Genomic DNA, 22,333 nt, shown 5'->3' with positions numbered 1-22,333 from the left:
CGGGGATGCCTGGCGGGAATAGGGTCGTCGAATGGGCGTCACCGACATCTACCGCGCCGCGCGCGACCACCTGCTCAGCCTGGCCGACGACCATGCCGCCGCCGCCACCGCCTTCCGCTGGCCCGACCTCGGTGACGAGTTCAACTGGGCCGTCGACTGGTTCGACCGCATCGCCGAGGGCAACGACACCCCCGCCCTCGTGATCGTGGAGGAGGACGGCTCCTCGCTCGAGAGGTCGTTCGCCGAGCTGTCGCGGGACTCCGACGTGCTCGCCGCCTGGCTTGCGGAGCAGGGCGTGCGCGCCGGCGACCCCGTGATGCTCATGCTCGGCAATCAGGTGGAGATGTGGGAGTCCATGCTCGCGCTGATGAAGCTCGGCGCCGTCATCCTGCCCACCACCGTCGCGATCGGTCCCGCCGACCTCGCCGACCGCGTGACGCGCGGCGACGTGCGCGCCGTCATCTGCAACGCCGCCGACACGGGCAAGTTCGACGAGCTGAGCGGATTCGCGCGCTTCAGCGTGGGCACCGCCGAGGGCTGGACCGATCTGCGCGCGGCCGCCGAGCGGCCCTGGGCGCCGCTGCCGCACCCGCGCACGAAGACGACCGATCCGCTGCTGCGCTACTTCACGTCGGGCACGACGTCGAAGCCCAAGCTCGTCGAGCACTCGCAGGTGTCGTACCCCGTCGGCCACCTGTCGACGATGTACTGGATCGGCGTGCGCCCCGGCGACACGCACCTGAACATCTCATCGCCCGGCTGGGGCAAGCACGCCTGGAGCAGCTTCTTCGCGCCCTGGATCGCCGAGGCGACGATCTTCGTCTACAACTACGCGCGCTTCGACGCCGCCGCGCTGCTCGCCGAGCTGCGCCGCCGCGAGGTGAACACGTTCTGCGGCCCGCCCACCGTGTGGCGCATGCTCATCGGCGCCGACCTCGGCGAGCGCCCGCCGGCGCTGCGCGAGCTGCTCTCGGCCGGTGAGCCGCTGAACCCCGAGGTGATCTCGCGCGTGGAGCGGGCGTGGGGGCTGACGATCCGCGACGGCTTCGGGCAGACCGAGACCACGGCGCAGATCGGCAACACCCCCGGATCGCCGCTCAAGCCCGGGTCGATGGGCCGACCCCTGCCGGGCTACCCCGTCGTGCTGCTCGACACCGCGACGGGCGAGCCCGTGGCGGGCGTCGGCGAGGGCGAGCTCGGCCTCGACCTGTCGCAGCCGGTGCTGCCGCTCATGACCGGCTACTGGGGCGACCCCGATCGCACGGCGGCGGCCACGCGCGGCGGCTACTACCGCACGGGCGACGTGGCGGCACGGGACGAGGACGGATACATCACCTACATCGGCCGCACCGACGACGTCTTCAAGGCCAGCGACTACAAGATCAGCCCGTTCGAGCTCGAGTCGGTGCTCATCGCGCATCCGGCGGTCTCCGAGGCGGCCGTCGTGCCGGCGCCGGACCCGGTGCGCCTCGCGGTGCCGAAGGCGTACATCGCCCTCGCGCCCGGACACGAGGCGAGCGCGGAGGTGGCGGAGAGCATCCTGCGGCACTGCCGCGAGAACCTCGCACCCTACCTGCGGGTGCGCCGCGTGGAGTTCTTCGAGCTGCCGAAGACGATCTCGGGCAAGATCCGCCGCGTCGAGCTGCGGGCGCGCGAGGAGGACCCCGAGACGGACTTCTCGGCCGAGTACCGCGAGGAGCACTTCCCCGGCCTGGTGCGCCGGCGCTGACGGCGGCGCACCGGCGCCTGTCGGCGGCTCAGCGCAGCGAGCGGGCGACCTCGAGGATGCGCTCGAGCGACTCCTCCTCGCCCACCGAGATGCGCACGCCCTCGGGGAACGGCCGCACGATGAGGCCCGCGGCGTCGAAGGCCGCGGCCACGGCCGGGTCGGCGGTGGGCAGCCACACGAAGTTCGCCTGCGTGTCGGGCACGTCCCAGCCGGCCTCGCGCAGGCCGGCCACCAGCCGCTCGCGCCGGTCGACGATCACCGCGACCCGCTCGGCCATCTCGGCGCGGTGCTCGAGGCTCGCCACGCCGGCGGCCTCGGCCTGCGCCGTGACCGACAGCGGGATCATCGTGGCCCGGGCGCCGTCGAGCACGCGCGGGTGGCCGATCGCGTATCCCACGCGAAGTGCCGCCAGGCCATAGGCCTTGGAGAAGGTGCGCAGCACGACAACGTTGGGGTGCGCCTCGAACACCCGCTCGCCCAGACCGTTCACCGCCGCGGGGTCGGTGACGAACTCGGCATACGCCTCGTCGAGGAGGATCAGCACGTCGCTCGGCACGCGCGCCACGAACGCCGCGAACTCCTCGCTCGTGATCACCGGTCCCGTCGGGTTGTTCGGGGTGCACAGCAGGATGCAGCGAGTGCGCTCCGTGACCGCGGCCGCCATCGCGTCGAGATCGTGACCGCCGTCGGGCCGGTTCGGGACCGGCACGCTCGTGGCGCCGGCCACGAGAACCAGCCCGGGGTACGCCTCGAACGAGCGCCACGCGTACACGACCTCGTCGCCCGTCGAGGCGGCCGCCTGCAGGAACGCCGCCAGCAGCGAGACGCTGCCCGCCGCGACGAGCACGGCGTCGGCGTCCACCCCGTAGGTCGCGCCGAGGGCCGCGCGCAGCCGCCCCGCGGTCGCGTCGGGGTACCGGTTCAGGGTCGTCTGCGCCTGCAGCGCCTCCACCACGCCGGGCAGCGGATCGAACGGGTTCTCGTTGCTCGAGAGCTTGAAGCCCCCCGCGTCGGCCGGGCGGCCCTGCTTGTACGGCGGCAGCGCCGCGATCTCGGGCCGGATGCGGGGAAGGGTGGGCTCGCTGGTCACCCGACGATCCTATGGCGGCGACCGCGACGGGCAGATCTGCCCGGGAGCGCGACGCCTCGAGCGCGCTACGTTGCTCGCATGTATCTGCGTCTGCTCCGCGCGAGTGTTCTGCTGAACGCGTGGGCTCAGTTCGGCGTGTTCCTGCTGTTCGGATCGATCTGGGCGACGAACGTCCTCGGCGACATCGCCGCCCTGCCGCCGCTGATGCTCGTCGCGATCCTCGTCATGGTCTCGGCGTTGGCGATCGGGCTGCCGCTGTTCTTCCGCGAGAACCGCCGGCTGCAGGGCGAGCTCGCGACGGTGTCGGCGGCCTACGCCGCCTCCGGCGCCGAGGGCGCGTTCGCACCCGCCCGCGTCGTGCGCAGCCGTCCGGCCGCGAAGGTGCCCGGCTTCCTCGCGGGCTACCCGACGGCGGTCGAGCCCACGGCCCGGGTCGTCGTCCTGAACGCGCTCACCGAGGCCGGCGCGCGCCGCATCCTCGCGCTGGCGCCGGCGTCGTGGCGGGAGTCGCTCGGCAACCGCGCGTTCGCGGCGGTGCGCCTCGCCTCCGCCGACGTCGCGCTCATCGACGGCCGCATCGATGCCGGCACGCTGCAGCAGATCGGTGCCGACTCGCGGTGGAACGGGCGAATGCCGGGCGAGCACGTCGGCATGCAGCTCGCCTGGATGGGCGGCGCCATGCTCCTCGGCTTCGCGATCGGCTTCGGTCTCACCTGGCTCCTCGGCACCGTGTTCGCCTGAGCGGACGGCCGCCACCGCGCTCCGGCCGGCGCTTTCATCCGACGAAGGCTGGCCCGAGCGCTCTCCCCCCGCGCGCTGCGCGATGCCACACTGGTGCCATGGGCTTCCTCATCCGATCGATCGTGAACGGCTTCGGCATCTGGGTGCTGACGCTGATCCCCTTCCTGCAGATCACGGTCACGCCGTTCGCGCCGGGAGGAGACCTGCAGCTCGTCCTCACCCTCGCCCTGCTCGGCGCGCTGTTCGGACTGGTGAACACCGTCATCGGCACGATCATCAAGATCGTCGCGTTCCCGCTGTTCATCCTCACGCTGGGGCTGATCTCGCTGCTGCTCAACGGCGTGCTGCTGCTGATCACCGCGTGGATCACGAGCTCGTGGGGCTGGGGGCTCGGCGTCGGCGACTTCTGGCCGGCCGTGCTGGCGGGGATCCTGCTGAGCATCATCAACTGGCTCTTCGGCATCATCCTCCGTCCTCAGACGAAGAAGAGCCGCTGACGCCACCACCGGACGAGGCGCCACCGGACTTGGCGGGCACGCCGGCCAGCTGGCGCTCGGCGTAGTCGGTGCGGTACTCGGTGAACTCGACGCTCACGGCGTCCTGGCGCAGACCCTCGAGCACCTCCCGGAAGGCCTCGACCCGCACGTCGTCGCTCGCGTCGACCATCCCCGCCGTCGACGCGTAGGAATCGAGCGTGTGGGCCGGCCGCAGCGGTCGCTCGACCACGATGCTGCCGTCGTTGCCGGTGCCGGCCGCCGTGCCCCCGTTCGACAGCAGCGAGATCGGATCGTCACGATGACGCAGCTGCATCGACAGGGTGTCCTCGCCCATCATCGCGTCGACCGGTGAGCCCAGACCGACGTAGGTCTTGACCTGGTAGTCACCCTCGGTGACGAGTCGCGCCGCGACCATCGCGCCCTGGCTGAACGAGAAGGTGTGCAGGATGTCACCGGGCTTCGCACCGGCGTCCTCGAGCGCCGCCACCGTGGCGGCGTACGAGGCGGAGAACCGCCCGAAGTAGAGATCGAAGTTCGAGGGCCAATCGAACGTGTTGGCATCGGACAGCGCCGTGCCGCCGATGTAGACCACGAACTGCGAGGTGCCGTCGGCCATCGCGTACTTCTCGACGCGGATCTGCGAGCCTTGGTCGCTGTCGGGGATGCGCGTGACGGCGCCCTCGAGGGTTTTGGGCGCCTTCGTGGCCCCGGAGATCACCGGACGCACGATGACCCGAGGCAGCGTCCCGCGCAGTCGGTTACCGGCGGGGATGACGCCGGTTCTCGCCCCGCGGTTGGCTTCGAGGAGCATGCGCACGGTGGCGGCGGCCGCGGGGCCGAAGACGACCATCGACTCGATCACCTCGGTCCACTGCTCCTCGGCGAGCCAGTCCTCCCGCCAGTCCTTCAGCAGCTCCTTGGCCTCGTCGTACGCCGCCTCGTTGCCGTGGGCGAGCTCGGTGATGCGCGCGTCGAGGGCCATGCGCGCCTCGAAGGCCTCCGCGTCGTAGGGGTCGTCCCACGCCCCCGCCAGCTCGAGCTGGAACATCAGGTCGGCGAGCTCGTACGCGTCGGCGGTGGTGCGCACGCGCGTGGCGAGATCGGCCAGATCGCGCGTGAGGACGACCATCCGGTGCTGTACCTGGTCGACCTGCCACGAGCACGCGTGGCCGAGCTGCGGGGCGCGCCACAGCACGTCGATCGCCGTCCGCGCGCCGGTCGCGCCCGAGTCGACCCAGCGGCCGGCCTGATCGAGCCGCGCCGCGAGCTCGCGGAGGGACTCCGGATCGACGGCGATCGCCCCGCCCGAGCGGATCTCGATCCCCATCTCAGTTCTCCGCGTTGGCGACGACCGTCCACACCGCCTGCACCGCGGCGAGGGTCTGGTCCTCGAGCCGCCGCGCGAGCTCCTCGTGCTCCCGCAACCGCTCCCTGGCCAGATCACCCGCCGGGGACTCCCACACGGCCACGCGCGCGGCCTGCGCGAGGGTGAGCGCCGCCACCTGCAGATCGTCGGCGGCGCGGTGCAGGATGGTCGTCGCGATGGAGGCGGTGCCGAAGAGGTCATGCGTGCTCATTCCCCCACGATCACGCCCCGGGGGTGGCCGGATCGGCCGACCGGGGCGATCTGTGGATCCCGCGCCGCGCCCCCGCGGCTGTGAGCGGGAGTTCGGCCTTGGGCATGCGCCCCTCGCGCCGCGAGAATGGCCGCATGCCCTCCTCGGATGCGTTCCGCGTCGTCTTCGTCTGCACCGGCAACATCTGCCGCTCCCCCATGGCGGAGGTCGTGCTGCGCCACCTGGCGACGACGGCGGGCCTCGGCGACCGGATCGTGTCGACCAGCGCCGGTACCGGCGACTGGCACGTGGGCGAGCGGGCGGACCGGCGCACGGTCGAGGCGCTGCAGCGGCGCGGCTACGACGGCTCGCTGCACCGCGCGCGCCAGTTCAGCACGAGCGATTTCCAGGCCAACGACCTCGTCGTCGCGCTGGACCGCACCCACGAGCGCATCCTGCGCACGTGGGCCCGCACCGAGGACGATCGCGACAAGATCACCCTGCTGCTCGCGTTCGACCCGGAGGCTACCGTGCGAGACGTGCCCGATCCGTACTACGACGACGACGCGGCCTTCGACGAGGTGCTCGGTATGATCGAACGATCCGGTCGGGCGCTGTTCCGGCAGCTCGAGCCGGCCCTCCGTCCGCGATCCTGAGGACTCCCGTGAGCGACTTCCCGCCCCAGCCCCTGAGCCCGCTCGACGGCCGCTATCGCGCCGCCGTCGCCCCGCTCGCCGAGTACCTGTCCGAGGCGGGTCTGAACCGCGCCCGGGTCGAGGTGGAGGTCGAGTGGATCATCACGCTCACCGATCACTCGCTCTTCGGCAGCCAGCCGCTGCCGCTTGAGACCAAGCAGCGCCTGCGCGCGCTGTACCTGACCTTCGGGCAGGAGGCGATCGACTGGCTCGCCGAGAAGGAGGCCGTGACGCGCCACGACGTGAAGGCCGTCGAGTACCTCGTGCGCGATCGCCTCGCGGAGCTCGGCCTCGACGCGATCGCGGAGCTGACGCACTTCGGCTGCACGAGCGAGGACATCAACTCCCTCGCCTACGCGCTCACCGTCAAGCGCGCCGTCACGCTCGTGTGGCTGCCCAAGCTCAAGGACGTCGCGGCCACCCTGCGCGGCCTCGCCCTCGAGCACGCCGACGCCGCGATGCTCTCGCGCACGCACGGCCAGCCCGCCACCCCCACCACGATGGGCAAGGAGCTGGGCGTGTTCGTGTGGCGCCTCGAGCGCGTGATCAAGCGCCTCGAGCAGAACGAGTACCTCGGCAAGTTCTCCGGCGCGACCGGCACGTGGTCCGCCCACCTCGCCGCGGCGCCGCAGGTGGCGTGGCCGAACATCGCGCGCGAGTTCGTCGAGCGCCTGGGGCTGACGTTTAACCCCGTCACCACGCAGATCGAGTCGCACGACTGGCAGGTCGAGCTCTACGACGCCGCCAAGCACGCCGGCGGGATCCTGCACAACCTCGCGCAGGACATCTGGACCTACATCTCCCTCGGCTACTTCGCGCAGATCCCCGTCGCGGGGGCCACCGGATCGTCGACGATGCCGCACAAGATCAATCCGATCCGCTTCGAGAACGCCGAGGCGAACCTCGAGATCGCCGGCGGCCTGTTCACGACGCTCGCGCAGACGCTCGTCACCTCGCGGCTGCAGCGCGACCTCACCGACTCGACCACGCAGCGCAACATCGGCGTCGCCTTCGGCCACTCGCTCCTGGCGCTCGACAACCTGCAGCGCGGCCTCGGCGAGATCTCGCTCTCGCGCGACGTGCTGCTGGCCGACCTCGACGGCAACTGGGAGGTGCTCGGCGAGGCGATCCAGACGGTCGTGCGCGCGGAGGTCGTCGCCGGCCGCTCGCAGATCACCGATCCGTACGCGCTGCTCAAGGAGCTCACCCGCGGCCGCCGAGTCGGCGCCGAGGACCTCGCGGAGTTCGTGCGCGGGCTCGACATCGGCGACGAGGCCAAGGAGCGCCTGCTCGCCCTCACCCCCGCGACCTACACGGGCCTCGCCGAGCAGGTCACCCGCACCTACCTCTGACGAGGGGACTGGTGCCCATCGCCCGGGCGCGATCCGGCGCGCTAGCCTGACGCCGGAACCGCGATCCGGGGGGGAGACCATGGCGGGCGAGCAGATCGAATACGACTACGGCGTGCTTGACCGGGCCGCCACATCGCTCACCGGAGCGAAGGACGACCTTGCAACGCAGGCCGGCGCCGCCGGCCGCGCGAGCGTCGCCACCGACTCGTTCGGCATCCTCAACGCGTTCCTCGGCCAGGTCTTCGCGCAGCTGCCGGAGTGGTGCAGCGACGCGCTCACCGTGTCGTCGGCCGCCGCCGGGGAGCTCTCGTCGGGCGTGCGCGGCATGATCGCCGACTTCCAGCGGGCCGACGCCGACGCCCGCGACGCATACACCCGCGCCGAGGCCCACATCGACGCCGCGGAGCGTCTGCTGTGACCGCCGCGGCGATCAGCGACCTGCGGAGCGGATCGTGGGCGCCCGGCGGCGCGGAGTCGTTCCGGCTCGACTTCACCCTCCCGGGCGGCGGAGGCGGTCTCGCGAGCTGGCTGCTCGGATGGGCGCTGGACTACATCGATCCCCTCCCTCGCTGGGAGGAGGAGCTGCGGGGCAACAAGTCGGCCGCACTGGCCTCGTCCGATCAGTGGCGCGCCGTGGCGCGTGGCGTGGCGGCCGTGGAAGAGGACCTGCGTGCCACGGACAATTCCCTCGACGTGCTGGAGGGACGCGCGGCGCGTGCGCTCGAGAAGCGCATCGCCGAGCTGCGCGAGCAGCTCTCGCTCACCTCCGACTTCTGCGCCGCCATCGCCGAGGCGATGGAGCTGTCCGCGTCGATCGCGACGATGGTGTACGACGGCGTCTTCGGCGCCCTCACCGAGATCGCCGGCTTCGTCGACACGCTCGCCGATCCGTTCGCGATCGCCTCGACGATCAACCCCTTCGACGGCGTGAACCCCCTGCAGGAGCTGATCGATCACGCCATCGGCTTCATCGAGGCCTGCGGCGCGCTCATCGAAGCGATGTTCTCGGCCTTCGAGAACCTCATCCAGCTGATCCAGGCGGCCCTCCCCCTGCTGCACGAGGCGATCCGGAAGATCGCCGATCGCGCCGCCGACATCATGCCCTTCACGTTCGCAGCCGGGGGCCTGCTTCAATACCTCGTGGGAACCGGCCTGGCGACCCTCCTGCAGGAGGACGCCCGCGTCACCGAGCTGCTGCCCAGCCAGCTCGAGGGCGACAGCGCAGCGCAGGCCAAGGCACGCGAGGCCTGGGAGGACGCCAACGCCGTCACCGAGCTGCACACGCTCGGCGATTTCGTGCAGCAGAACGGATACACCGACGCCATGGGGCACACCGCGAGGGCGGTCGTGGACATCAAGCTCGTGGAGGGTGCCGATGGCAACCAGCACTACGTCGTGTCGCTTCCGTCGACCCAGGATTGGAACGCGCTCAAGTCCGTGTTCGGTGACGCCCCCATCGACGAGCTCCTCGCCGATTACGGCGCCCCCAACGACTTCGACTCCAACATCGCCCTGATGATCATGGAGAACCCCGTCCTCAAGACGCAGTACGAGCGGGCCGTCCTGCAGGCGATGGAGGACGCGGGCGTGCCGGCGGGAGCCGACGTCGTCTGGACCGGGTTCAGCCAGGGCGGCATCATGGCCGCGAACCTCGCCGCCAGCTCGCCCTACAACGCGAAGGCCGTCATCACCAACGGCGCCCCGATCGATGGCTTCCTGCTCCCACCGGACGTCCCGGTGTACGCATTCCAGCATGCCACGGACCCCGTGCCGCTTCTCGACTTCGGCGGTCCCGCGGCGGTCATCCCGGGCATGGGTCTCCTCTCCGGTCTTGACTCGCACCACACGATCACCCTCCCCGACCCCGACGAGGGTGGGCTCTTCACGGCACACGACAACGAGTACTACACCGACAGCGTCAACACGTGGCGGGCCGGCCTCACCGGCGACGACGCGGCCGCGGTGGCGGAGCTCGAGGGCCTCATCGGCGGTGAGGTCGTCGATCACCAGATGCACACCTTCTCGGAGAGCGAGCACGTCAAGACGGAGACGACGCCGTGACCCGGTTCCGCAGGGCACTGGCGCCGCTCGCGTTCGTCGGCGTTCTCGCCCTCGCCGCGTGCTCGCCGTTGCTTCCCCAGCGCGGGGCGGCCAGCGCCGTTCCCGGCGCGATCGAGGAGGATGTCACCGGCGTGGTCGAGGCCGACGCCGGCACGTCCATGTCGGGTTTCAACTACCACCTCAACGTCTGGGTCGTCCTCGACCGAGCCGAGATCACCGCCGACGAGCTGCGCAGCATCCTCGCAGCGGCCGTCGATCACGCCACCGGCGACTACAGCTATCTGTACGTCTACGCCGACTCCCTCATCGAGGGCGTGGAGGCGCCTCTCGACGCGAGCGCCGCCCTCACGACCCTCGCCCCCGACATCGATGAAGACGCGACCGATGGCGATATCTCGCTGCCCTGGACAGACGTCCTCGAGATCCTGGAGAACTCATGACCGTCGCGCTTCGGCGGGCGGCACGCGCCTCGTGGGCGCTGACGGCAACTCTCCTCCTGCTCGCGCTCGCCGCGTGCTCAAAGCCCGGCGGGGGCGTCTCGCAGTACGGCGATCGACTCGAGAACGAGCTTCCGGCGGCCCTCCTCGGCAGCGACCTCGGCATCACGGAGGCCGACGCGTCGCGCAGCCAGACGAACGATCGCGACAAGTACTTCCCCACCTACCCGTGGGCAGACATCGTGGCACTGACCCAGGAGTGAACATGACCGATCCCCTCAGCGGCCTCGCGGCGGCGCGCGAGCGCGTGCAGCAGCAGCTGGACCAGGCCCGACGGCGGCAGGAGGCCGTGCACCGGCTGTCGCGCGAGATCGACGACGTCACCGCCCGCGCCAGCTCTCCGCGCGGCGAGGTGGCCGTGGTGGCGACCGCGAAGGGCGCCGTCACCCGCATCGAGCTGGGCAATGCCGCGATGGAACTGGCGCCGCAGACCCTCGGCGAGCTGCTCACCGACACCATCCGCACCGCGCAGAAGTCGGCCGCGGAGCAGGCGCTCGCTCTCACCGAGAACACGCTCGGCGACGGCCCCTTCACCGCCGAGCTCCGCGCCGGCATCACCCGGCGCTACGGCGGCGACGACCCCGAGCCCGACAGCTACCTGTCCCGCTTCACCGGGCGCTGAGCGCGATCGGGCCGGGCGGAGGGATGAGCCCTCGCCGCTGCTGACGGCGATCAGTCCTGGGCGCGCAGGGCCTCGTCGTCGAGCAGCGCCAGGTCGGCGCGCGTGACGAGGTTCGACGACACCGCGTACTCGACCAGGCGCGCGCGACGGTTCGTCGCAAGCTTGCCGGGGCCGCCGCGCAGACCCTGAACGCCCATGCGGTCGAGCTTGTCGCAGACGTTGTCGAGCTTGCGGTTGAACTTGCTCATCGTCCAGCCCAGGCGCTGGGCGGCGGCGGTGCTCGAGGGCAGCTCGCTCATGCTCACGCCCTCGCGGCGCAGCATCGGCTCGGCCAGCGCCACGATGAGCAGCTTCTGCAGCGGGGTGAAGCTCACCGGCATCACCGTGGTCTCGCCCACGGCCTGGCTCTGGATCGACGACGAGACCGAGAACTGCGCCTCGTCGGCGTGCAGGTTCAGCTCGTAGGTGGTGGGGCCGGCGGTGAAGACCACGACGCTCTCAGCGAAGACGATCGGCATGCGGGCCCCCGGCGAGAGCCACGACTGCACGGCGCCGCCGGCGCTCGAGACGGTCGCCGACAGGCGCGAGCCCACGTTGGCGAGCCACCACAGGCCGTCGTGGAACGAGATCTCCAGGAAGATCCGGTGCAGGTACTGGTTGTCATCGACCTCGAGATCGCCCTCGCGGCCGATCGTGAACGTCTGGTCGGTCGACAGCTCGTGCCACTCGCCGGCGAACTCCACGCGGAGCGCCTTCGAAGGCCCTGCTCCCGCCGGAATCGTCGATTCGTCGATCGCACCTGTGTCGTAAGCCATGCATGCCCCCGTTCGCCGTGCGCCACGCGTACCCTCCGCATTCTAGGGGAGGAGCGGGGCTGTGACCCGATCAGGCGTCGGAGGCGGGCTTCTCGCCGTCGGTCTCGTCGGCCTCAGGCTGGTCGCGCAGGAGCACCGGTCGGTCGATCGGCTTCTCGACGTCGGCGGGGTCGATGGCCAGCAGCAGCAGTGACAGGATCAGCAGCACGGCGATGAACGCGATGCCCGCCACGATGCCGGCGACCGCCCACGCGCGGGCGACGTCCTCGCCCGGGATCGCCTGCCAGGCGCCCATGGCCATGGCGGTGACGAAGCCCGCGAACGCCGCGGCGATGAACGCGATGCCGAGCAGCTGCACGGGGCGCATCAGGTCGCGTCGGCGGGTCTTGTCGGTCACGTCGGGTCCTTCGGGGTCGGCAGGGCGGAAGCGGGAGCGGGCTCGGCGGGGGCGACCGGGCGCGGCGAAAGGCCCGCGATCCCCAGGAACGCCGCGACGATCGCCGCGTACGCGCCGAAGAGCCCGACGGCGATGATCGTGCCCGTGAGCGTGAAGGTGCGCCCCGCGTCCTCGATGAAGTAGTCGAGGCGGTACTCCGGGCGCACGACGATGGAGGCGACGCCGAGGAGCATCGTGAGCGCGCCGACGAAGATCGTGTCGCGGGCGATCACTCGGTCGGTGCGGCGGTCCACGATCCCGATGACGAGTTCCACGAGCCCCGCCAGCAGCCCCCAGGCGATGAGCACGGCGAACAGGGCGGTGGTGCCGCGCAGCTGCGGCGTGCCCGCCACGACACCCGCGACGAGGTAGACGGCGGTGAGCAGCACGATCCGGCCGCGCTGCCCCGCCGGGCGCACGAGCCAGGCAGACAGGGCCAGGATGAGGGCCGATGCGGCCGCGAAACCGCTGAAGACGGCGAGACCGACCTCGGCGGAGTGATCGGGGCTGAAGGTGATCATCACGGCGGCCACTGCGGCGAAGAGGGCGCGCAGCAGCTGCACGTGCCGGGCCGTCATCATCACCCGGCCATCCTAGTGAGGGCGGCTGAGAGAACGGCCCGGGCGGCGGCCGCGCGGTTACACCGAAGCACGCCGCGGAGGCAACCGCATGGCGCCGGCCCGGCGCGCACGGCAGTCTGGCCTCATGCGGAGAGCACACGTTCCGAGCACGCGGCGCCTCGCGGCGGGCGCCCTCCTCGCCACCGCGCTGCTGGCCACCGGCTGCGGCGTGCAGGTGCCGACCGATCCCGACGGCACGCTCGATCGCATCACGGGCGGCGAGCTGCGGGTGGGCGCGACCGCCGAGCCGGGCCTGGTCGAGGTCACGGACGGCGAGCCGACGGGCCCCCTCGTCGACCTCGTGGAGGACTTCGCCGAGACGATCGACGCCGAGCCCGAGTGGAGCGTCGCGAGCGAGGAGACGCTGGTGACCGAGCTCGAGGAGGGCCGGCTGGATCTGGCCGTGGGCGGCTTCACCGACCAGTCGCCGTGGGTGGACCGCGCGGGCGTCACGCGTGGGTACCCCGGCATCCCCGGCGCGGACGGCCGCTCGCTCGTGATGCTCGTGCCGCTCGGCGAGAACGCGATGCTCGCCGAGCTCGAGGCGTTCCTGGACGAGGAGGTGGGGTCGTGACGCAGTTCGGCCGCACCGATCTTCCCGCCGAGCAGCGCACCGCGCTGCGCAAGGCCGTGAGGTGGGAGTTCTTCACGATCGGCTACACCCTCGTCACGATCACGGTGGTCGCCTTCGTCGTCGGCAACTCGCAGGCGATGAAGACGGCGTGGATCGAGGACATGCTGTCGCTGATCCCCCAGATCACCTTCCTCCTAGCGCTGCTGTTCGTCCGCCGCGCCCCGTCGCGCGCGCATCCGTACGGCCTGCATCGCGCGATGGGGGTGGGCCACCTCGTCGCGGGGGTGGCGCTCCTGGCCGTGGGCGCGAACCTCGCCGTCGAGGCCGTCACGGGGCTCATCGCCGCGGAGCATCCGACGATCGGCACGATCGTGCTCTTCGGCGAGACGGTGTGGCTCGGCTGGCTGATGGTGGCGGTGATGGCGCTCATCGTGATCGGCCCGTTCTTCTACGGGCACGCCAAGTCCAAGCTCGCCCCGGTGCTGCACAACAAGCTCCTCTACGCCGACGCCGACATGGCCAAGGCCGACTGGCAGACCAACGCCGCCTCGATCGTCGGCGTGCTCGGCGTGGGCCTGGGGGTGTGGTGGCTGGACGGCGCGGCGGCGCTGTTCATCTCGCTCGGCATCATCTGGGACGGCGTGCGCAACACCCGTGCCGCGGTCGCCGACCTCATGGATCGCCGCGGCCGCACCTACGACGACAGCCACCCGCATCCGCTCATCGCGCAGGCGAACCGCTACCTGCGATCGCTGCGCTGGGTGGATCGCACCGCCATCCGCCTGCGCGACCAGGGGCAGGTGTTCCACGTGGAGGCGTTCGTGGTGCCGAGGCGCGGGCGCGTGAGCACGCGGGAGCTGGAGGAGGCCTCGCGCGGCATCGCCCGGCTGGACTGGAAGATGCAGGATGTCGTGGTCGTCCCCGTCGATCGCCTTCCCGCCGAGGCCGACCGGGGCACCTGAGCGGCGGCGGTCAGGCGCCGGCCGTGGGCGTGCCCGGGCCCGGCGGCACCTGGTCCGGCTGGCCCGCCAGGCGCTGGGCGAGCGACGGCGGGGCGACGGGCTGCGACGACGACGCCGCGGGCTGCGGTGCGGGCGGGTAGCCGGCGGGCGCCGGTGCGCCGTACGCGGGGGCCGGCTGCGGCGCGTACGGCTGCGGTCCGGCGTACGGCTGCTGCGGCGCATACGGCTGCGGCGCGGCGTATGGCTGCTGCGGCGCGGCGTATGGCTGCTGCGGCGCGGCGTAGGGCTGCGGCGGGTACGGCTGCGGCTGCCCCTGCGGCGCCCAGCCCTGGGGCGACAGGTGCTGCGGCTGGTCGGCGGCCGCCGCGGCGGTCTTGTCGCGGGAGCGGCCGATCAGCAGCAGCACGATGCCGACGGGAAGCAGCAGGAACGGGCCCCAGACCAGCAGGATGCCGATGATCTGCGGCATGTTCTCGAAGCGGGTGTCGAAGAAGACGCCGACGACGTCCCGCTCCCAGCCCGGGGTGTTCAGCACCGACGAGACGTTGCGGATGACGAGCACGACCGCGATCGCAATCGCGACGCCTCCCGCACTGGTCCAGGCATTGCGATCCTTGCGCGCCATGTTCGTTCCTTCGTTCGCTCTGAAGGGGCCGCAGGGTCGGCCGCCCGATCAGTCACCCTGCCAGCCCTCGCCGCCGCGGGGAAGGGGCAGAGGTGCCCGCCGTCCGCCCGGTGGGGACCGCGGCGGATACGCTGAACGCCCACCCCCCGAGGAGCCCATGTTCGACAGCCCGCTCTCCCGGTCGGCGTACGAGGTCCTCGGCGTCGATCCCGCCGCCGACGCCGAGGCGATCCGGCGCGCGTTCCGGCAGCAGCTGCGGCTGACGCATCCCGACACGGGTGGCGACGCGGCGCTGTTCATCGAGGTGCAGCGCGCCTGGGAGCTCGTCGGCACCGATGAGGCCAGGGCCGCCTACGACCGCGGGCACGGATTCGCCGACGAGTCCGACTGGCGCGGATGGAGCGCCGCTCAGCCCCGCTCGGGATCCCGCCCCCGCGCGCGCTCGTTCGGCCAGGCCGGCTCGCGGCGGCGCGCCCGGTACGAGGACGGCGTTCGCAGCTGGCGGGCGCAGGCCGACCCGTACGACCCCGCGGTGGTGCGCGCACTCCCTCGCGAGCTGCGCGCCCTGCTGGCCCGCGCCCTCGCCGAGGAGGCCTCGGCCCGCACGATCGACGCGCTCGGCATGGCCTTCACGGTCTGGCACGAGGTGCCGGCCGCCGACGACGACGTCATCGACCACGTCGCCCTCGGCCCCACCGGGCTCTACGGCATCGCCTCGCACGACCTCGGCGGCCCGATGCGCCTGCGCAGCGACGAGATCGTCGGCGAGGGGGCGGAGACCCCGGTCGCGGACCTCCGCGGCCGGATCCGCCGGGTCGCCCGTGCGCGCCGCGTGCGCTTCGGCGGTGCGATCGTCGTGCTGCCCGACGACGACCTGCCGGCCGCGATCACGCCCCTGACGGGAGTGCGCGAGCTGCCCACCGTGGTGGTGAGCCGCAGCGCGCTGGCGACGGTGCTGCGGGCGGGCGTTCCCGGGGCGCGGCCGATCGGCGGCAACGAGCTCTTCGACGTGCGCACGCGCCTGCAGGCCCCGATCCGCCCGGCGTGAGCCCGGGAACGGCGCGGCGCCCCTCCGCGTCGGGAGGGGCGCCGCCGGTCGGGTAACCGCTCAGTCCTCGTGTAGCTTCCGCGCGGAGGTGGCCAGTGATCCGCGGCTCGGATTCCGTGAGCTATGGCCAAGACCGCCGCGACAGCGGCCCGGTCGCTCAGTGGCGCCCCGCATGCCAAGGAACGTGGCGCCGCCGCCTCGCGCTCTATCGAGCGCGCATTGCTCGACCACCGACGCTCACGAGCACTATCCTGCTCCGCTGGTCTCGACATCACGCGGGGTGGCGACTGTCACCTTCTGCCCGGAGACGAAGACCTTACTGGCGGTTGCCAGTCGGATCGCACGTTGCTCGTCGTCATGGAGGTTGGCGATAAACGGCTCGAGCGCGGTCAGGGTCAGCTCGATCTCTTTTGCTGTGCGCGCTTCCCTCCGATGCTGAGCCGACTCGCGCTGAAGGAAGTAGCCGATGGCCGCCGCACCCCCAGGAGCCCCCAGCTTCTGGATGAGGGACTCCCACCATCCCTGTTCGATGTCCACACCCGGGAGCATCGGGATGAGGATCGCGGCGAAGAAGACGACTGCTGCTGCTGTGTACGCAATGACTGCACCCTTGCGCCACCTGTTTGCGGCCTGGTCTTGCTGCTCTGCGTATGACGCATACTCGGACGCTTCGGCATTCACGCCGATCACGGAGAGTACGTTCCGCGACTGCTCCTCGTGCTTCCGCATCGCGGCCATGTGCCGCTGGATTTCCTCGTCATTCTCACGTACGGTCTTTACCCACTCATCAGCGCGCTTCTGTTGAGCTTCTTCAAAGCGTTCTTGATGCTTATTCAGGGCATCGTCAAGACGCTTCTTCTGCTCGACCGTCGTCGTCTCAGCGTCCGCAACCGCCTCCTGAACGCGCGCGAGCTCAGCAGTGAGCTCTTCGATCTGTCCATTGAATTTGTCGGCTACGCGCGATGTGTTCTGCTCCACCAAAGCAACCTGCTCACTCAGGTGTTCGGCGACCGAGTTCTTTGCATCGGCTACATCATTCTCAAGCTCCTCGCGGAGTGCGGTGATGCGTTTGTCGAGCTTCGCGATCGCCTCTTCCACATTACGCACATGCTTCCCGAGCCCCTGCAACGTCGTTCGTCCCGACGAGGGCCAGGATCGAACATAACTCGCGAGTTGAGAGAACGCCGCCGGGTTACCGTTTTTGAATGGCCAGGCGACGTTGTGCGGGACCTGCTGGGATATCTGATCTACTAGCTGCTTCACCGTCCCGAGATGCGCTGGTGAAATAGCAATGTGTGGGCTCTCCTCGAACCCTGCGGCGTATGTGAGCAAAGACCTGAGGCGCACAACGTGATCGTCGCCCTGTGCTTCGTGTTCAAGGAGCTTTTCCAACACAGCGGAAATCGAGTCCCAGAGCGGGTGGTCTCGATACTCATCTTCCCAGTGCACGTTGCCTCCGGATCAACAGCTTGCTCCTTGTCGTAGGCGTCCTGGCCGCGAAGCCGTCACGCCGCCACCCCATCCGCAAGCAGCGCGGCCTGCTGGATGACGAGCTCGATCGCGTGCTCGCGGCCGTCCGGCGGGTACTTGTAGCGGGCGAGGATGCGCTTGATCTGGGAGCGCATCTGGGCCTGGACGGATTCCTTGTTGCGCCAGTCGATCGTGACGGAGTTGCGGATCTTCATCACCAGCTCGCGGACGATCTTCTTGAGCGTCTCGTCGCCGAGCTCGAGCACGGCGGATTCGTTCTCGGCGACGGCGTCGTAGAACGCGACCTCGTCGATGCGCAGGCCGAGTTCCTCGGCGCGCTTGGCGACATCGGTCTTGCCCTTCATCTCCTTGGCCATCTTCACCAGCTCGGCGATGATCTCCGCGGTCGAGAGCGTGCGGTTGGTGTACTTGGTGAGCGCGGCGTCGAGCATCTCGGAGAACTTCTTCGCCTGCACGATATTGGAGCGGCGCAGGGACCGGATCTCGTTGTTCATCAGGCGCCGCAGCAGGGCCTGCTGCAGGTTGGGCTGCTCGGTGTGCTTCAGCGACTCGAGGAACTCGTCCGACAGCAGCGACAGCTCCTGCGAGTTCATGCCGGCACGGGCGTAGATGTCGACGACCTTGTCGGCCGCGACCGCCGCGTTCATGAGCTGCGTGAACGCGGTGTCGAGGTCCTGCGGGCGCACGCCGGGGCGATCGTTCGGGTTCTGGAGCTTCATCACCGCGACCCGCACGGACGTGAACAGCCGCACGTCGTCCATGATCGCCCGCGCCCTGTCGTCAGCACCGGCGAGCGAGTGGGCCTTGACGAGGGCGAGCACCTGGTCGAGGAACCGCTTCGCGCGGCCGTCATCGGCGAGGACGAAGTTCGCCATGCTCGCGATCTGCTGCAGCTGTTCCGCGCCGGACAGGGATGGCGAGGAATCATAGGGATGCTCATGCAGCATCGCCTTGACGATGTCGTGCTTCTCGAGCATGACGTCGATTACCTCGTCGATCGGGACGCCGGCCTGCTCCCTGTCGGACGGGGAGTACACGGCGAGGGCGTCTTCGAGGTTGGACAGCAGGCCGATGTAGTCGACGATGAGGCCGCCGTCCTTGTCACGGAATCGACGGTTGACGCGGGCGATGGCCTGCATGAGGCCGGCGCCGCGCATGGACTTGTCGACATACATGGTGTGCAGCACGGGCGCGTCGAACCCGGTGAGCCACATGTCGCAGACGATCACGATCTCGAGCGGATCGGCCGGGTCCTTCGCCCGCGCCTGCAGCTCCTGGCGGACCTTCTTCGAGTAGATGTGGGGCTGTGCCCACTGCTCGCTCGCGGCCGACCCGGTGATGATGACCTTGATCTTGCCCTTCTTCGGATCCGGGTCATGCCAGTCGGGATGCTTGGCGACGAGCTTGTCGTACAGGCGCACCGCGATCTTGCGGCTCATCGTGACGATCATCGCCTTCCCGAAGGCGGCGATCTTGCGGCGCTCCCAGTGCTCGTCGATGTCCTCGGCGATGCGCTCCAGGCGCGGTTCGGCGCCGACGATCGCCTCCATGCGCGACCACTTCGCCTTCGCGTCGTTGCCGGTGTTCTCGTCGACCCCGTCGATGATCTCGTCGGCGAGGTCATCGAGCGCTTCCCTGTCGTCCTTGGACAGATCGAGCGGGGCGACGCGGGCCTCGTAGTAGATCTTCACCGTCGCGCCGTCCTGCACCGCACGGGTGAGGTCGTACACGTCGATGTAGTCACCGAACACCGCGCGCGTGGACTTGTCCGCGTCGTCGATCGGCGTGCCCGTGAAGCCGAGGAACGTCGCACCTGGCAGGGCGTCGCGCATGCTCTTCGCCAGGCCCGGCTTCACTCGGCCGTGCGCGTCCATCCGGTCCTTCAGACCGTATTGGGAGCGGTGCGCCTCGTCCGCGATCACGACGACGTTGCGCCGGTCGGTGAGCACCGGGTTGGTGTCGCCGGCGTCCCCGGGCGCGAACTTGTGCAGCGTCGTGAACACGATCCCGCCCGAGGCGCGCGTCAGGAGCTTGCGCAGGTCGGCGCGGGAGTCTGCCTGCACCGGGGTCTCGGGGAGGATGTGCGCGGGCGCGAACGTGTCGGTGAAGAGCTGATCGTCGAGGTCGTTGCGGTCGGTGATGAACACGAGCGTCGGGTTCATCATCCGCGGATCCTGCATGACCTTCGCCGCGTAGAACACCATCTCGAAGCTCTTGCCCGACCCCTGCGTGTGCCACACGACACCACCGCGCCGATCCCCGTCCGGACTCGACGCGCGCACCGTCGACTCAACAGCCGCGTTCACCGCCCAGAACTGGTGGTACTTCGCCACGCGCTTGACGAGCACACGCTTCGACTGGCCCGTCTTCGCATCGTTTGTGGTCTCATCGCTGAACACCACGAAGTTACGGACGAGATCGAGGAACCGCTTCTTCTCGAAGACGCCCTTGATCAGCACCTCGAGGGACGGCTTCCCTTGCACCGGCGTCGGCGAATCGATCGATTTCCACGGCGCGTAATGCTCGAACGCCCCGGTGAAGGTACTCATCGCCGCCGAGAGGCCGTCCGAGATGATCGTGACGACGTTCGTGCGGAACACCGAGGGGATATCCGACCGATACGTCTGGATCTGGTTCCACGCTGACTGCATCGTCGCGTTCTCGGCGACAGGGTTCTTCAGCTCGAACAGCGCCACCGGCAGTCCGTTGACGAATACCAGCACATCGGGGCGCCGGTTCTTGTTCTCGTGGATGGTGAACTGGTTGGCGGCGAGCCAGTCGTTCTCATCCGGGTTGTCGAAGTCGATCACCCGCATCAGGCGGGTGCGCAGGATGCCGTCATCGTCGCGATACTCCACGCCGATGCCATGGGTGAGGATCAGGTGGATGCGCCTGTTCTCCTCGATCGCGCTCTGCTCGCCGATCGCCAGGATCTCCCCCACCGCGGCATCGACCATGTCGGCGGTGGCGCCGGGGTTGATCCGCGCCACCGCATCACGCAGGCGACCCTCGAGGATGCACTCGCTGAGCGAGACCCGCTCCGAATCCGGCTCACCCGGGGCGATGAGCGACGCGTTCAGCGTGTGGAACCCCAGCTCAGCGAACCACCCGAGCGCGCTCTCCTCGAGCACCGCCTCGTTCATCAGCGACATCCGGACCCTTTCGCGGCGCGAACGTGGATTACCCCTTCATCCACATGGATACACGACCCGGGCGACATCCGGATCACGCGACCTCGTCGGCCGGCACGCGGATACGCCCCGAGAGGAGCTCCGGGAGCAACACGTCACGGAGCGCGGCGAGACGTTGCGACTCCTGCAGCGCGTGATCCATCAGGATGAGCCTGGGCGCCACTAGCGAGTGGAAACGGCGGCGCTCGTCAGCCGAACTCTTAGGCAGTCGGAGGTGAGGGATCGACCGGACATTCAGTGCGTTCATGATCGTCCCCGCGTCAGTTCGCAGCTCGATCTCGCGCCGCACCGCCGGCGCCTGCAACGCGGCGCAGATGAATGCCCCGCTCTCCGTTGGATCATTGGGGCGGATCCCGGTCATGTTTCTCCCCAGCGCAGCAACGAAACCCTGAGGGATTCGCGCGACCGCGCCGATCCGTCCAACGTTGGTGATCACATGGTCCCACGGCTGCGTCGCGAACTTTGCCGACCACTTGCGATAGTCGTCCTCAGTAATCGTGTAGCGCTTACTCGTGTCAACGAGGCCGTCATCGCGAATATTGTCGAGTTGCATCAGCGTCTGGCCAGCATCAGCCCTGGAGGGCTTCTTTGAGTGAAGGCAGTCCACCACACGCGCCAACTCCCCTAGGGCGTGTTGATCAAGAGGTTCCGCTCCTCGGTGGGTGAGTCTTGAACGGTGACGCGACAGGAGATCTCTGACGAGGTGTGGGCCGTGATGGAGCCGTTGATGCCGACGGTGACCGGTCGGTCGCGGCCGTGGACGGATCACCGGCTCGCTATCGAGGGGATGGCGTGGAAGTACCGGACCGGTGCGCCGTGGCGTGACGTTCCGGAACGGTTCGGGAAGTGGAACTCGATCTACAAGCGGTTCAACCGGTGGGCCGGGGACGGCACCTGGCAGAAGCTGCTCACCGAGGTGCAGAAGCAGGCCGACGCCGCTGGGGAAATCGACTGGGTCGTCTCGATCGACTCCACGATCGCGCGCGTGCATCAGCACGGCGCGACCCTCGCCCGGGACACAGGGGGCTGTGCCGAATCACAAGAATCCGTGGTCCGAGCCGCCTGATCACGGGATCGGACGCTCCCGCGGCGGGCTGACGACCAAACTGCACCTGGTCTGCGACGGGCGCGGCCGGCCGCTGAGCATGATGATCACCGCCGGGAACATCAACGACACCACGATGATGAGCGCGGTGCTGGAGAACATCCGCGTTCCCCGCGACGGGAAGGGCCGCCCCCGCACCCGCCCCGACCGGGTGCTCGCCGACAAGGGGTACCCCTCAAGGGCGAACCGCGCCTGGCTCCGCGACCGGAGGATCGCGGCGACCATCCCCGAGCGGGACGACCAGATCGCGCACCGCCGCAAGAAGCCGGGCCGGCCGATCGCTTTCGGCGACAAGCAGAAGGAACGCTACAAGGGACGCAACGTCGTAGAACGCTGCTTCAACCGTCTCAAGCAGTGGCGCGGCATCGCGATGCGCTCGGACAAACTCGCCCGCAACTACCGAGCCGCCGTCAGCCTCGCCGCGGCGCTGATCTGGATCAAGACCGATCTCCGCTGAGCGCTTCGCGCTCCTGCAGCGTGCGCTCAAGCTGTCCCACCGTCGGCGCACCCGCAAAGCCGCGCTCGGTCAGATAGACCCTGCACGCCAAGTCGGCAGTGTTCCCCTGGGACGGGAACAAGTCCTGACCGTCCAGAAGAATCGTGGGCGAGCCCGCGAAACCAGAGCT

24 protein-coding genes are annotated in these 22,333 nt (G+C 69.8%); 14 read left to right on the top strand and 10 right to left on the bottom strand.

From position 1 onward, the window contains the following. The first annotated feature begins 31 nt into the window (after positions 1-31). On the top strand, positions 32-1,729 hold the full coding sequence (locus E3O41_RS01025; RefSeq protein WP_135011819.1) for an AMP-binding protein: 1,698 nt from the start codon (positions 32-34) through the stop codon (positions 1,727-1,729). A 28-nt stretch (positions 1,730-1,757) separates the two neighbouring features. On the opposite strand, the gene E3O41_RS01020 is transcribed toward E3O41_RS01025, so the two are convergent. Next, positions 1,758-2,819, bottom strand: a complete 1,062-nt coding sequence (locus tag E3O41_RS01020) for a histidinol-phosphate transaminase (RefSeq protein ID WP_135011817.1) — start codon at positions 2,817-2,819, stop codon at positions 1,758-1,760. A gap of 78 nt (positions 2,820-2,897) precedes the next feature. Here E3O41_RS01020 and E3O41_RS01015 point away from each other — a divergent pair, with 78 nt between their 5' ends. Further along, positions 2,898-3,560 (top strand): hypothetical protein, encoded by a 663-nt coding sequence (locus tag E3O41_RS01015; RefSeq protein ID WP_067026488.1) that lies wholly within the window; start codon positions 2,898-2,900, stop codon positions 3,558-3,560. Between the two features lie 98 nt (positions 3,561-3,658). Further along, positions 3,659-4,057, top strand: coding sequence for a phage holin family protein (locus E3O41_RS01010; protein WP_067026486.1), 399 nt, complete (start codon positions 3,659-3,661; stop codon positions 4,055-4,057). Here E3O41_RS01010 and E3O41_RS01005 read toward each other — a convergent pair. Continuing rightward, positions 4,023-5,384, bottom strand: a complete 1,362-nt coding sequence (locus tag E3O41_RS01005; RefSeq protein WP_067026485.1) for a hypothetical protein — start codon at positions 5,382-5,384, stop codon at positions 4,023-4,025. The two genes, E3O41_RS01010 and E3O41_RS01005, sit on opposite strands and share 35 nt — an antisense overlap. Position 5,385: 1 nt before the next feature. Next, complete coding sequence (locus E3O41_RS01000; RefSeq protein ID WP_067026483.1) at positions 5,386-5,634, bottom strand: hypothetical protein; 249 nt, start codon at positions 5,632-5,634, stop codon at positions 5,386-5,388. Positions 5,635-5,768: 134 nt separating this feature from the next. On the opposite strand from E3O41_RS01000, the gene E3O41_RS00995 reads away from it, so the two are divergent. The 7 genes from E3O41_RS00995 (at position 5,769) to E3O41_RS14055 (ending at position 10,840) form a co-directional block, all read left to right on the top strand. Next, entirely contained in the window at positions 5,769-6,269 is a 501-nt protein-coding gene (locus tag E3O41_RS00995) for a low molecular weight protein-tyrosine-phosphatase (RefSeq protein ID WP_067026481.1), read from the top strand. 8 nt (positions 6,270-6,277) lie between these two features. Further along, entirely contained in the window at positions 6,278-7,660 is a 1,383-nt protein-coding gene (gene purB / locus E3O41_RS00990; RefSeq protein WP_135011815.1) for an adenylosuccinate lyase, read from the top strand. 79 nt (positions 7,661-7,739) lie between these two features. Further along, entirely contained in the window at positions 7,740-8,078 is a 339-nt protein-coding gene (locus E3O41_RS00985) for a hypothetical protein (protein WP_135011813.1), read from the top strand. Next, on the top strand, positions 8,075-9,721 hold the full coding sequence (locus tag E3O41_RS00980; RefSeq protein WP_067026473.1) for an alpha/beta hydrolase: 1,647 nt from the start codon (positions 8,075-8,077) through the stop codon (positions 9,719-9,721). Before E3O41_RS00985 ends, E3O41_RS00980 begins: the two co-directional genes overlap by 4 nt. Continuing rightward, complete coding sequence (locus E3O41_RS14065; RefSeq protein ID WP_067026471.1) at positions 9,718-10,161, top strand: hypothetical protein; 444 nt, start codon at positions 9,718-9,720, stop codon at positions 10,159-10,161. The genes E3O41_RS00980 and E3O41_RS14065 overlap by 4 nt, the downstream gene beginning before the upstream one ends. Further along, a complete protein-coding gene (locus E3O41_RS14060) occupies positions 10,158-10,421 on the top strand; it encodes a hypothetical protein (protein WP_067026470.1) in 264 nt (87 codons plus the stop codon). Before E3O41_RS14065 ends, E3O41_RS14060 begins: the two co-directional genes overlap by 4 nt. A 2-nt stretch (positions 10,422-10,423) precedes the next feature. Further along, a complete protein-coding gene (locus E3O41_RS14055) occupies positions 10,424-10,840 on the top strand; it encodes a YbaB/EbfC family nucleoid-associated protein (protein WP_067026468.1) in 417 nt (138 codons plus the stop codon). Positions 10,841-10,890: 50 nt separating this feature from the next. Here E3O41_RS14055 and E3O41_RS00970 read toward each other — a convergent pair whose 3' ends face one another. From E3O41_RS00970 to E3O41_RS00960, 3 genes are all read right to left on the bottom strand, one after another. Next, positions 10,891-11,583 (bottom strand): hypothetical protein, encoded by a 693-nt coding sequence (locus E3O41_RS00970; protein WP_420845468.1) that lies wholly within the window; start codon positions 11,581-11,583, stop codon positions 10,891-10,893. A 142-nt stretch (positions 11,584-11,725) separates the two neighbouring features. Further along, positions 11,726-12,052, bottom strand: coding sequence for an amino acid transporter (locus E3O41_RS00965; protein ID WP_099566302.1), 327 nt, complete (start codon positions 12,050-12,052; stop codon positions 11,726-11,728). Then, a complete protein-coding gene (locus E3O41_RS00960; RefSeq protein ID WP_067026757.1) occupies positions 12,049-12,672 on the bottom strand; it encodes an acyl-CoA synthetase in 624 nt (207 codons plus the stop codon). Before E3O41_RS00960 ends, E3O41_RS00965 begins: the two co-directional genes overlap by 4 nt. Before the next feature lie 124 nt (positions 12,673-12,796). On the opposite strand from E3O41_RS00960, the gene E3O41_RS00955 reads away from it, so the two are divergent. Then, the gene (locus E3O41_RS00955; RefSeq protein ID WP_067026466.1) at positions 12,797-13,285 is read left to right on the top strand and encodes a transporter substrate-binding domain-containing protein; all 489 of its coding nucleotides are present in this window, start codon (positions 12,797-12,799) and stop codon (positions 13,283-13,285) included. Next, on the top strand, positions 13,282-14,247 hold the full coding sequence (locus E3O41_RS00950; RefSeq protein ID WP_067026464.1) for a cation efflux transmembrane domain-containing protein: 966 nt from the start codon (positions 13,282-13,284) through the stop codon (positions 14,245-14,247). The genes E3O41_RS00955 and E3O41_RS00950 overlap by 4 nt, the downstream gene beginning before the upstream one ends. A gap of 10 nt (positions 14,248-14,257) precedes the next feature. Here E3O41_RS00950 and E3O41_RS00945 read toward each other — a convergent pair whose 3' ends face one another. Continuing rightward, on the bottom strand, positions 14,258-14,872 hold the full coding sequence (locus tag E3O41_RS00945; protein WP_067026462.1) for a hypothetical protein: 615 nt from the start codon (positions 14,870-14,872) through the stop codon (positions 14,258-14,260). 157 nt (positions 14,873-15,029) lie between these two features. Here E3O41_RS00945 and E3O41_RS00940 point away from each other — a divergent pair, with 157 nt between their 5' ends. Further along, positions 15,030-15,920 (top strand): J domain-containing protein, encoded by an 891-nt coding sequence (locus E3O41_RS00940; protein WP_135011811.1) that lies wholly within the window; start codon positions 15,030-15,032, stop codon positions 15,918-15,920. Positions 15,921-16,166: 246 nt separating this feature from the next. Here E3O41_RS00940 and E3O41_RS00935 read toward each other — a convergent pair whose 3' ends face one another. The 3 genes from E3O41_RS00935 to E3O41_RS00925 all read right to left on the bottom strand — a co-directional run bounded on the left by E3O41_RS00935 (position 16,167) and on the right by E3O41_RS00925 (position 21,155). Beyond that, entirely contained in the window at positions 16,167-17,369 is a 1,203-nt protein-coding gene (locus E3O41_RS00935; RefSeq protein ID WP_135011809.1) for a hypothetical protein, read from the bottom strand. A gap of 56 nt (positions 17,370-17,425) precedes the next feature. After that, positions 17,426-20,563, bottom strand: coding sequence for a type I restriction endonuclease subunit R (locus E3O41_RS00930; protein ID WP_067026454.1), 3,138 nt, complete (start codon positions 20,561-20,563; stop codon positions 17,426-17,428). A 73-nt stretch (positions 20,564-20,636) separates the two neighbouring features. Beyond that, positions 20,637-21,155 carry a restriction endonuclease subunit S domain-containing protein gene (locus E3O41_RS00925; protein WP_067026452.1) on the bottom strand — a complete coding sequence of 173 codons (519 nt, stop codon included), beginning with the start codon at positions 21,153-21,155 and terminating at the stop codon, positions 20,637-20,639. A gap of 162 nt (positions 21,156-21,317) precedes the next feature. Here E3O41_RS00925 and E3O41_RS00920 point away from each other — a divergent pair. Beyond that, a protein-coding gene (locus E3O41_RS00920; RefSeq protein ID WP_233449959.1) for an IS5 family transposase occupies positions 21,318-22,164 on the top strand; the annotation gives its coding sequence in 2 pieces (ribosomal slippage) (positions 21,318-21,623 and positions 21,625-22,164; 846 coding nt in all). Positions 22,165-22,333 lie beyond the last annotated feature (169 nt).

The organism is Microbacterium sediminis (assembly GCF_004564075.1).
Lineage (GTDB): Bacteria > Actinomycetota > Actinomycetes > Actinomycetales > Microbacteriaceae > Microbacterium > Microbacterium sediminis.
This window is presented reverse-complemented; position numbering and strand designations above follow the sequence as displayed.

What these genes read in the sequence shown, in the direction of transcription:
- E3O41_RS00930 (WP_067026454.1), bottom strand. Translation starts at nt 20,563, where the DNA reads ATGTCGCTGATGAACGAGGCGGTGCTCGAGGAGAGCGCGCTCGGGTGG.
- E3O41_RS01015 (WP_067026488.1), top strand. Translation starts at nt 2,898, where the DNA reads ATGTATCTGCGTCTGCTCCGCGCGAGTGTTCTGCTGAACGCGTGGGCT.
- E3O41_RS00985 (WP_135011813.1), top strand. Translation starts at nt 7,740, where the DNA reads ATGGCGGGCGAGCAGATCGAATACGACTACGGCGTGCTTGACCGGGCC.
- E3O41_RS01005 (WP_067026485.1), bottom strand. Translation starts at nt 5,384, where the DNA reads ATGGGGATCGAGATCCGCTCGGGCGGGGCGATCGCCGTCGATCCGGAG.
- E3O41_RS00925 (WP_067026452.1), bottom strand. Translation starts at nt 21,155, where the DNA reads ATGCAACTCGACAATATTCGCGATGACGGCCTCGTTGACACGAGTAAG.
- E3O41_RS01025 (WP_135011819.1), top strand. Translation starts at nt 32, where the DNA reads ATGGGCGTCACCGACATCTACCGCGCCGCGCGCGACCACCTGCTCAGC.
- E3O41_RS00945 (WP_067026462.1), bottom strand. Translation starts at nt 14,872, where the DNA reads ATGGCGCGCAAGGATCGCAATGCCTGGACCAGTGCGGGAGGCGTCGCG.
- E3O41_RS14060 (WP_067026470.1), top strand. Translation starts at nt 10,158, where the DNA reads ATGACCGTCGCGCTTCGGCGGGCGGCACGCGCCTCGTGGGCGCTGACG.
- E3O41_RS00955 (WP_067026466.1), top strand. Translation starts at nt 12,797, where the DNA reads ATGCGGAGAGCACACGTTCCGAGCACGCGGCGCCTCGCGGCGGGCGCC.
- E3O41_RS00995 (WP_067026481.1), top strand. Translation starts at nt 5,769, where the DNA reads ATGCCCTCCTCGGATGCGTTCCGCGTCGTCTTCGTCTGCACCGGCAAC.
- E3O41_RS00960 (WP_067026757.1), bottom strand. Translation starts at nt 12,672, where the DNA reads ATGATGACGGCCCGGCACGTGCAGCTGCTGCGCGCCCTCTTCGCCGCA.
- E3O41_RS01000 (WP_067026483.1), bottom strand. Translation starts at nt 5,634, where the DNA reads ATGAGCACGCATGACCTCTTCGGCACCGCCTCCATCGCGACGACCATC.
- E3O41_RS00940 (WP_135011811.1), top strand. Translation starts at nt 15,030, where the DNA reads ATGTTCGACAGCCCGCTCTCCCGGTCGGCGTACGAGGTCCTCGGCGTC.
- E3O41_RS14055 (WP_067026468.1), top strand. Translation starts at nt 10,424, where the DNA reads ATGACCGATCCCCTCAGCGGCCTCGCGGCGGCGCGCGAGCGCGTGCAG.
- E3O41_RS01010 (WP_067026486.1), top strand. Translation starts at nt 3,659, where the DNA reads ATGGGCTTCCTCATCCGATCGATCGTGAACGGCTTCGGCATCTGGGTG.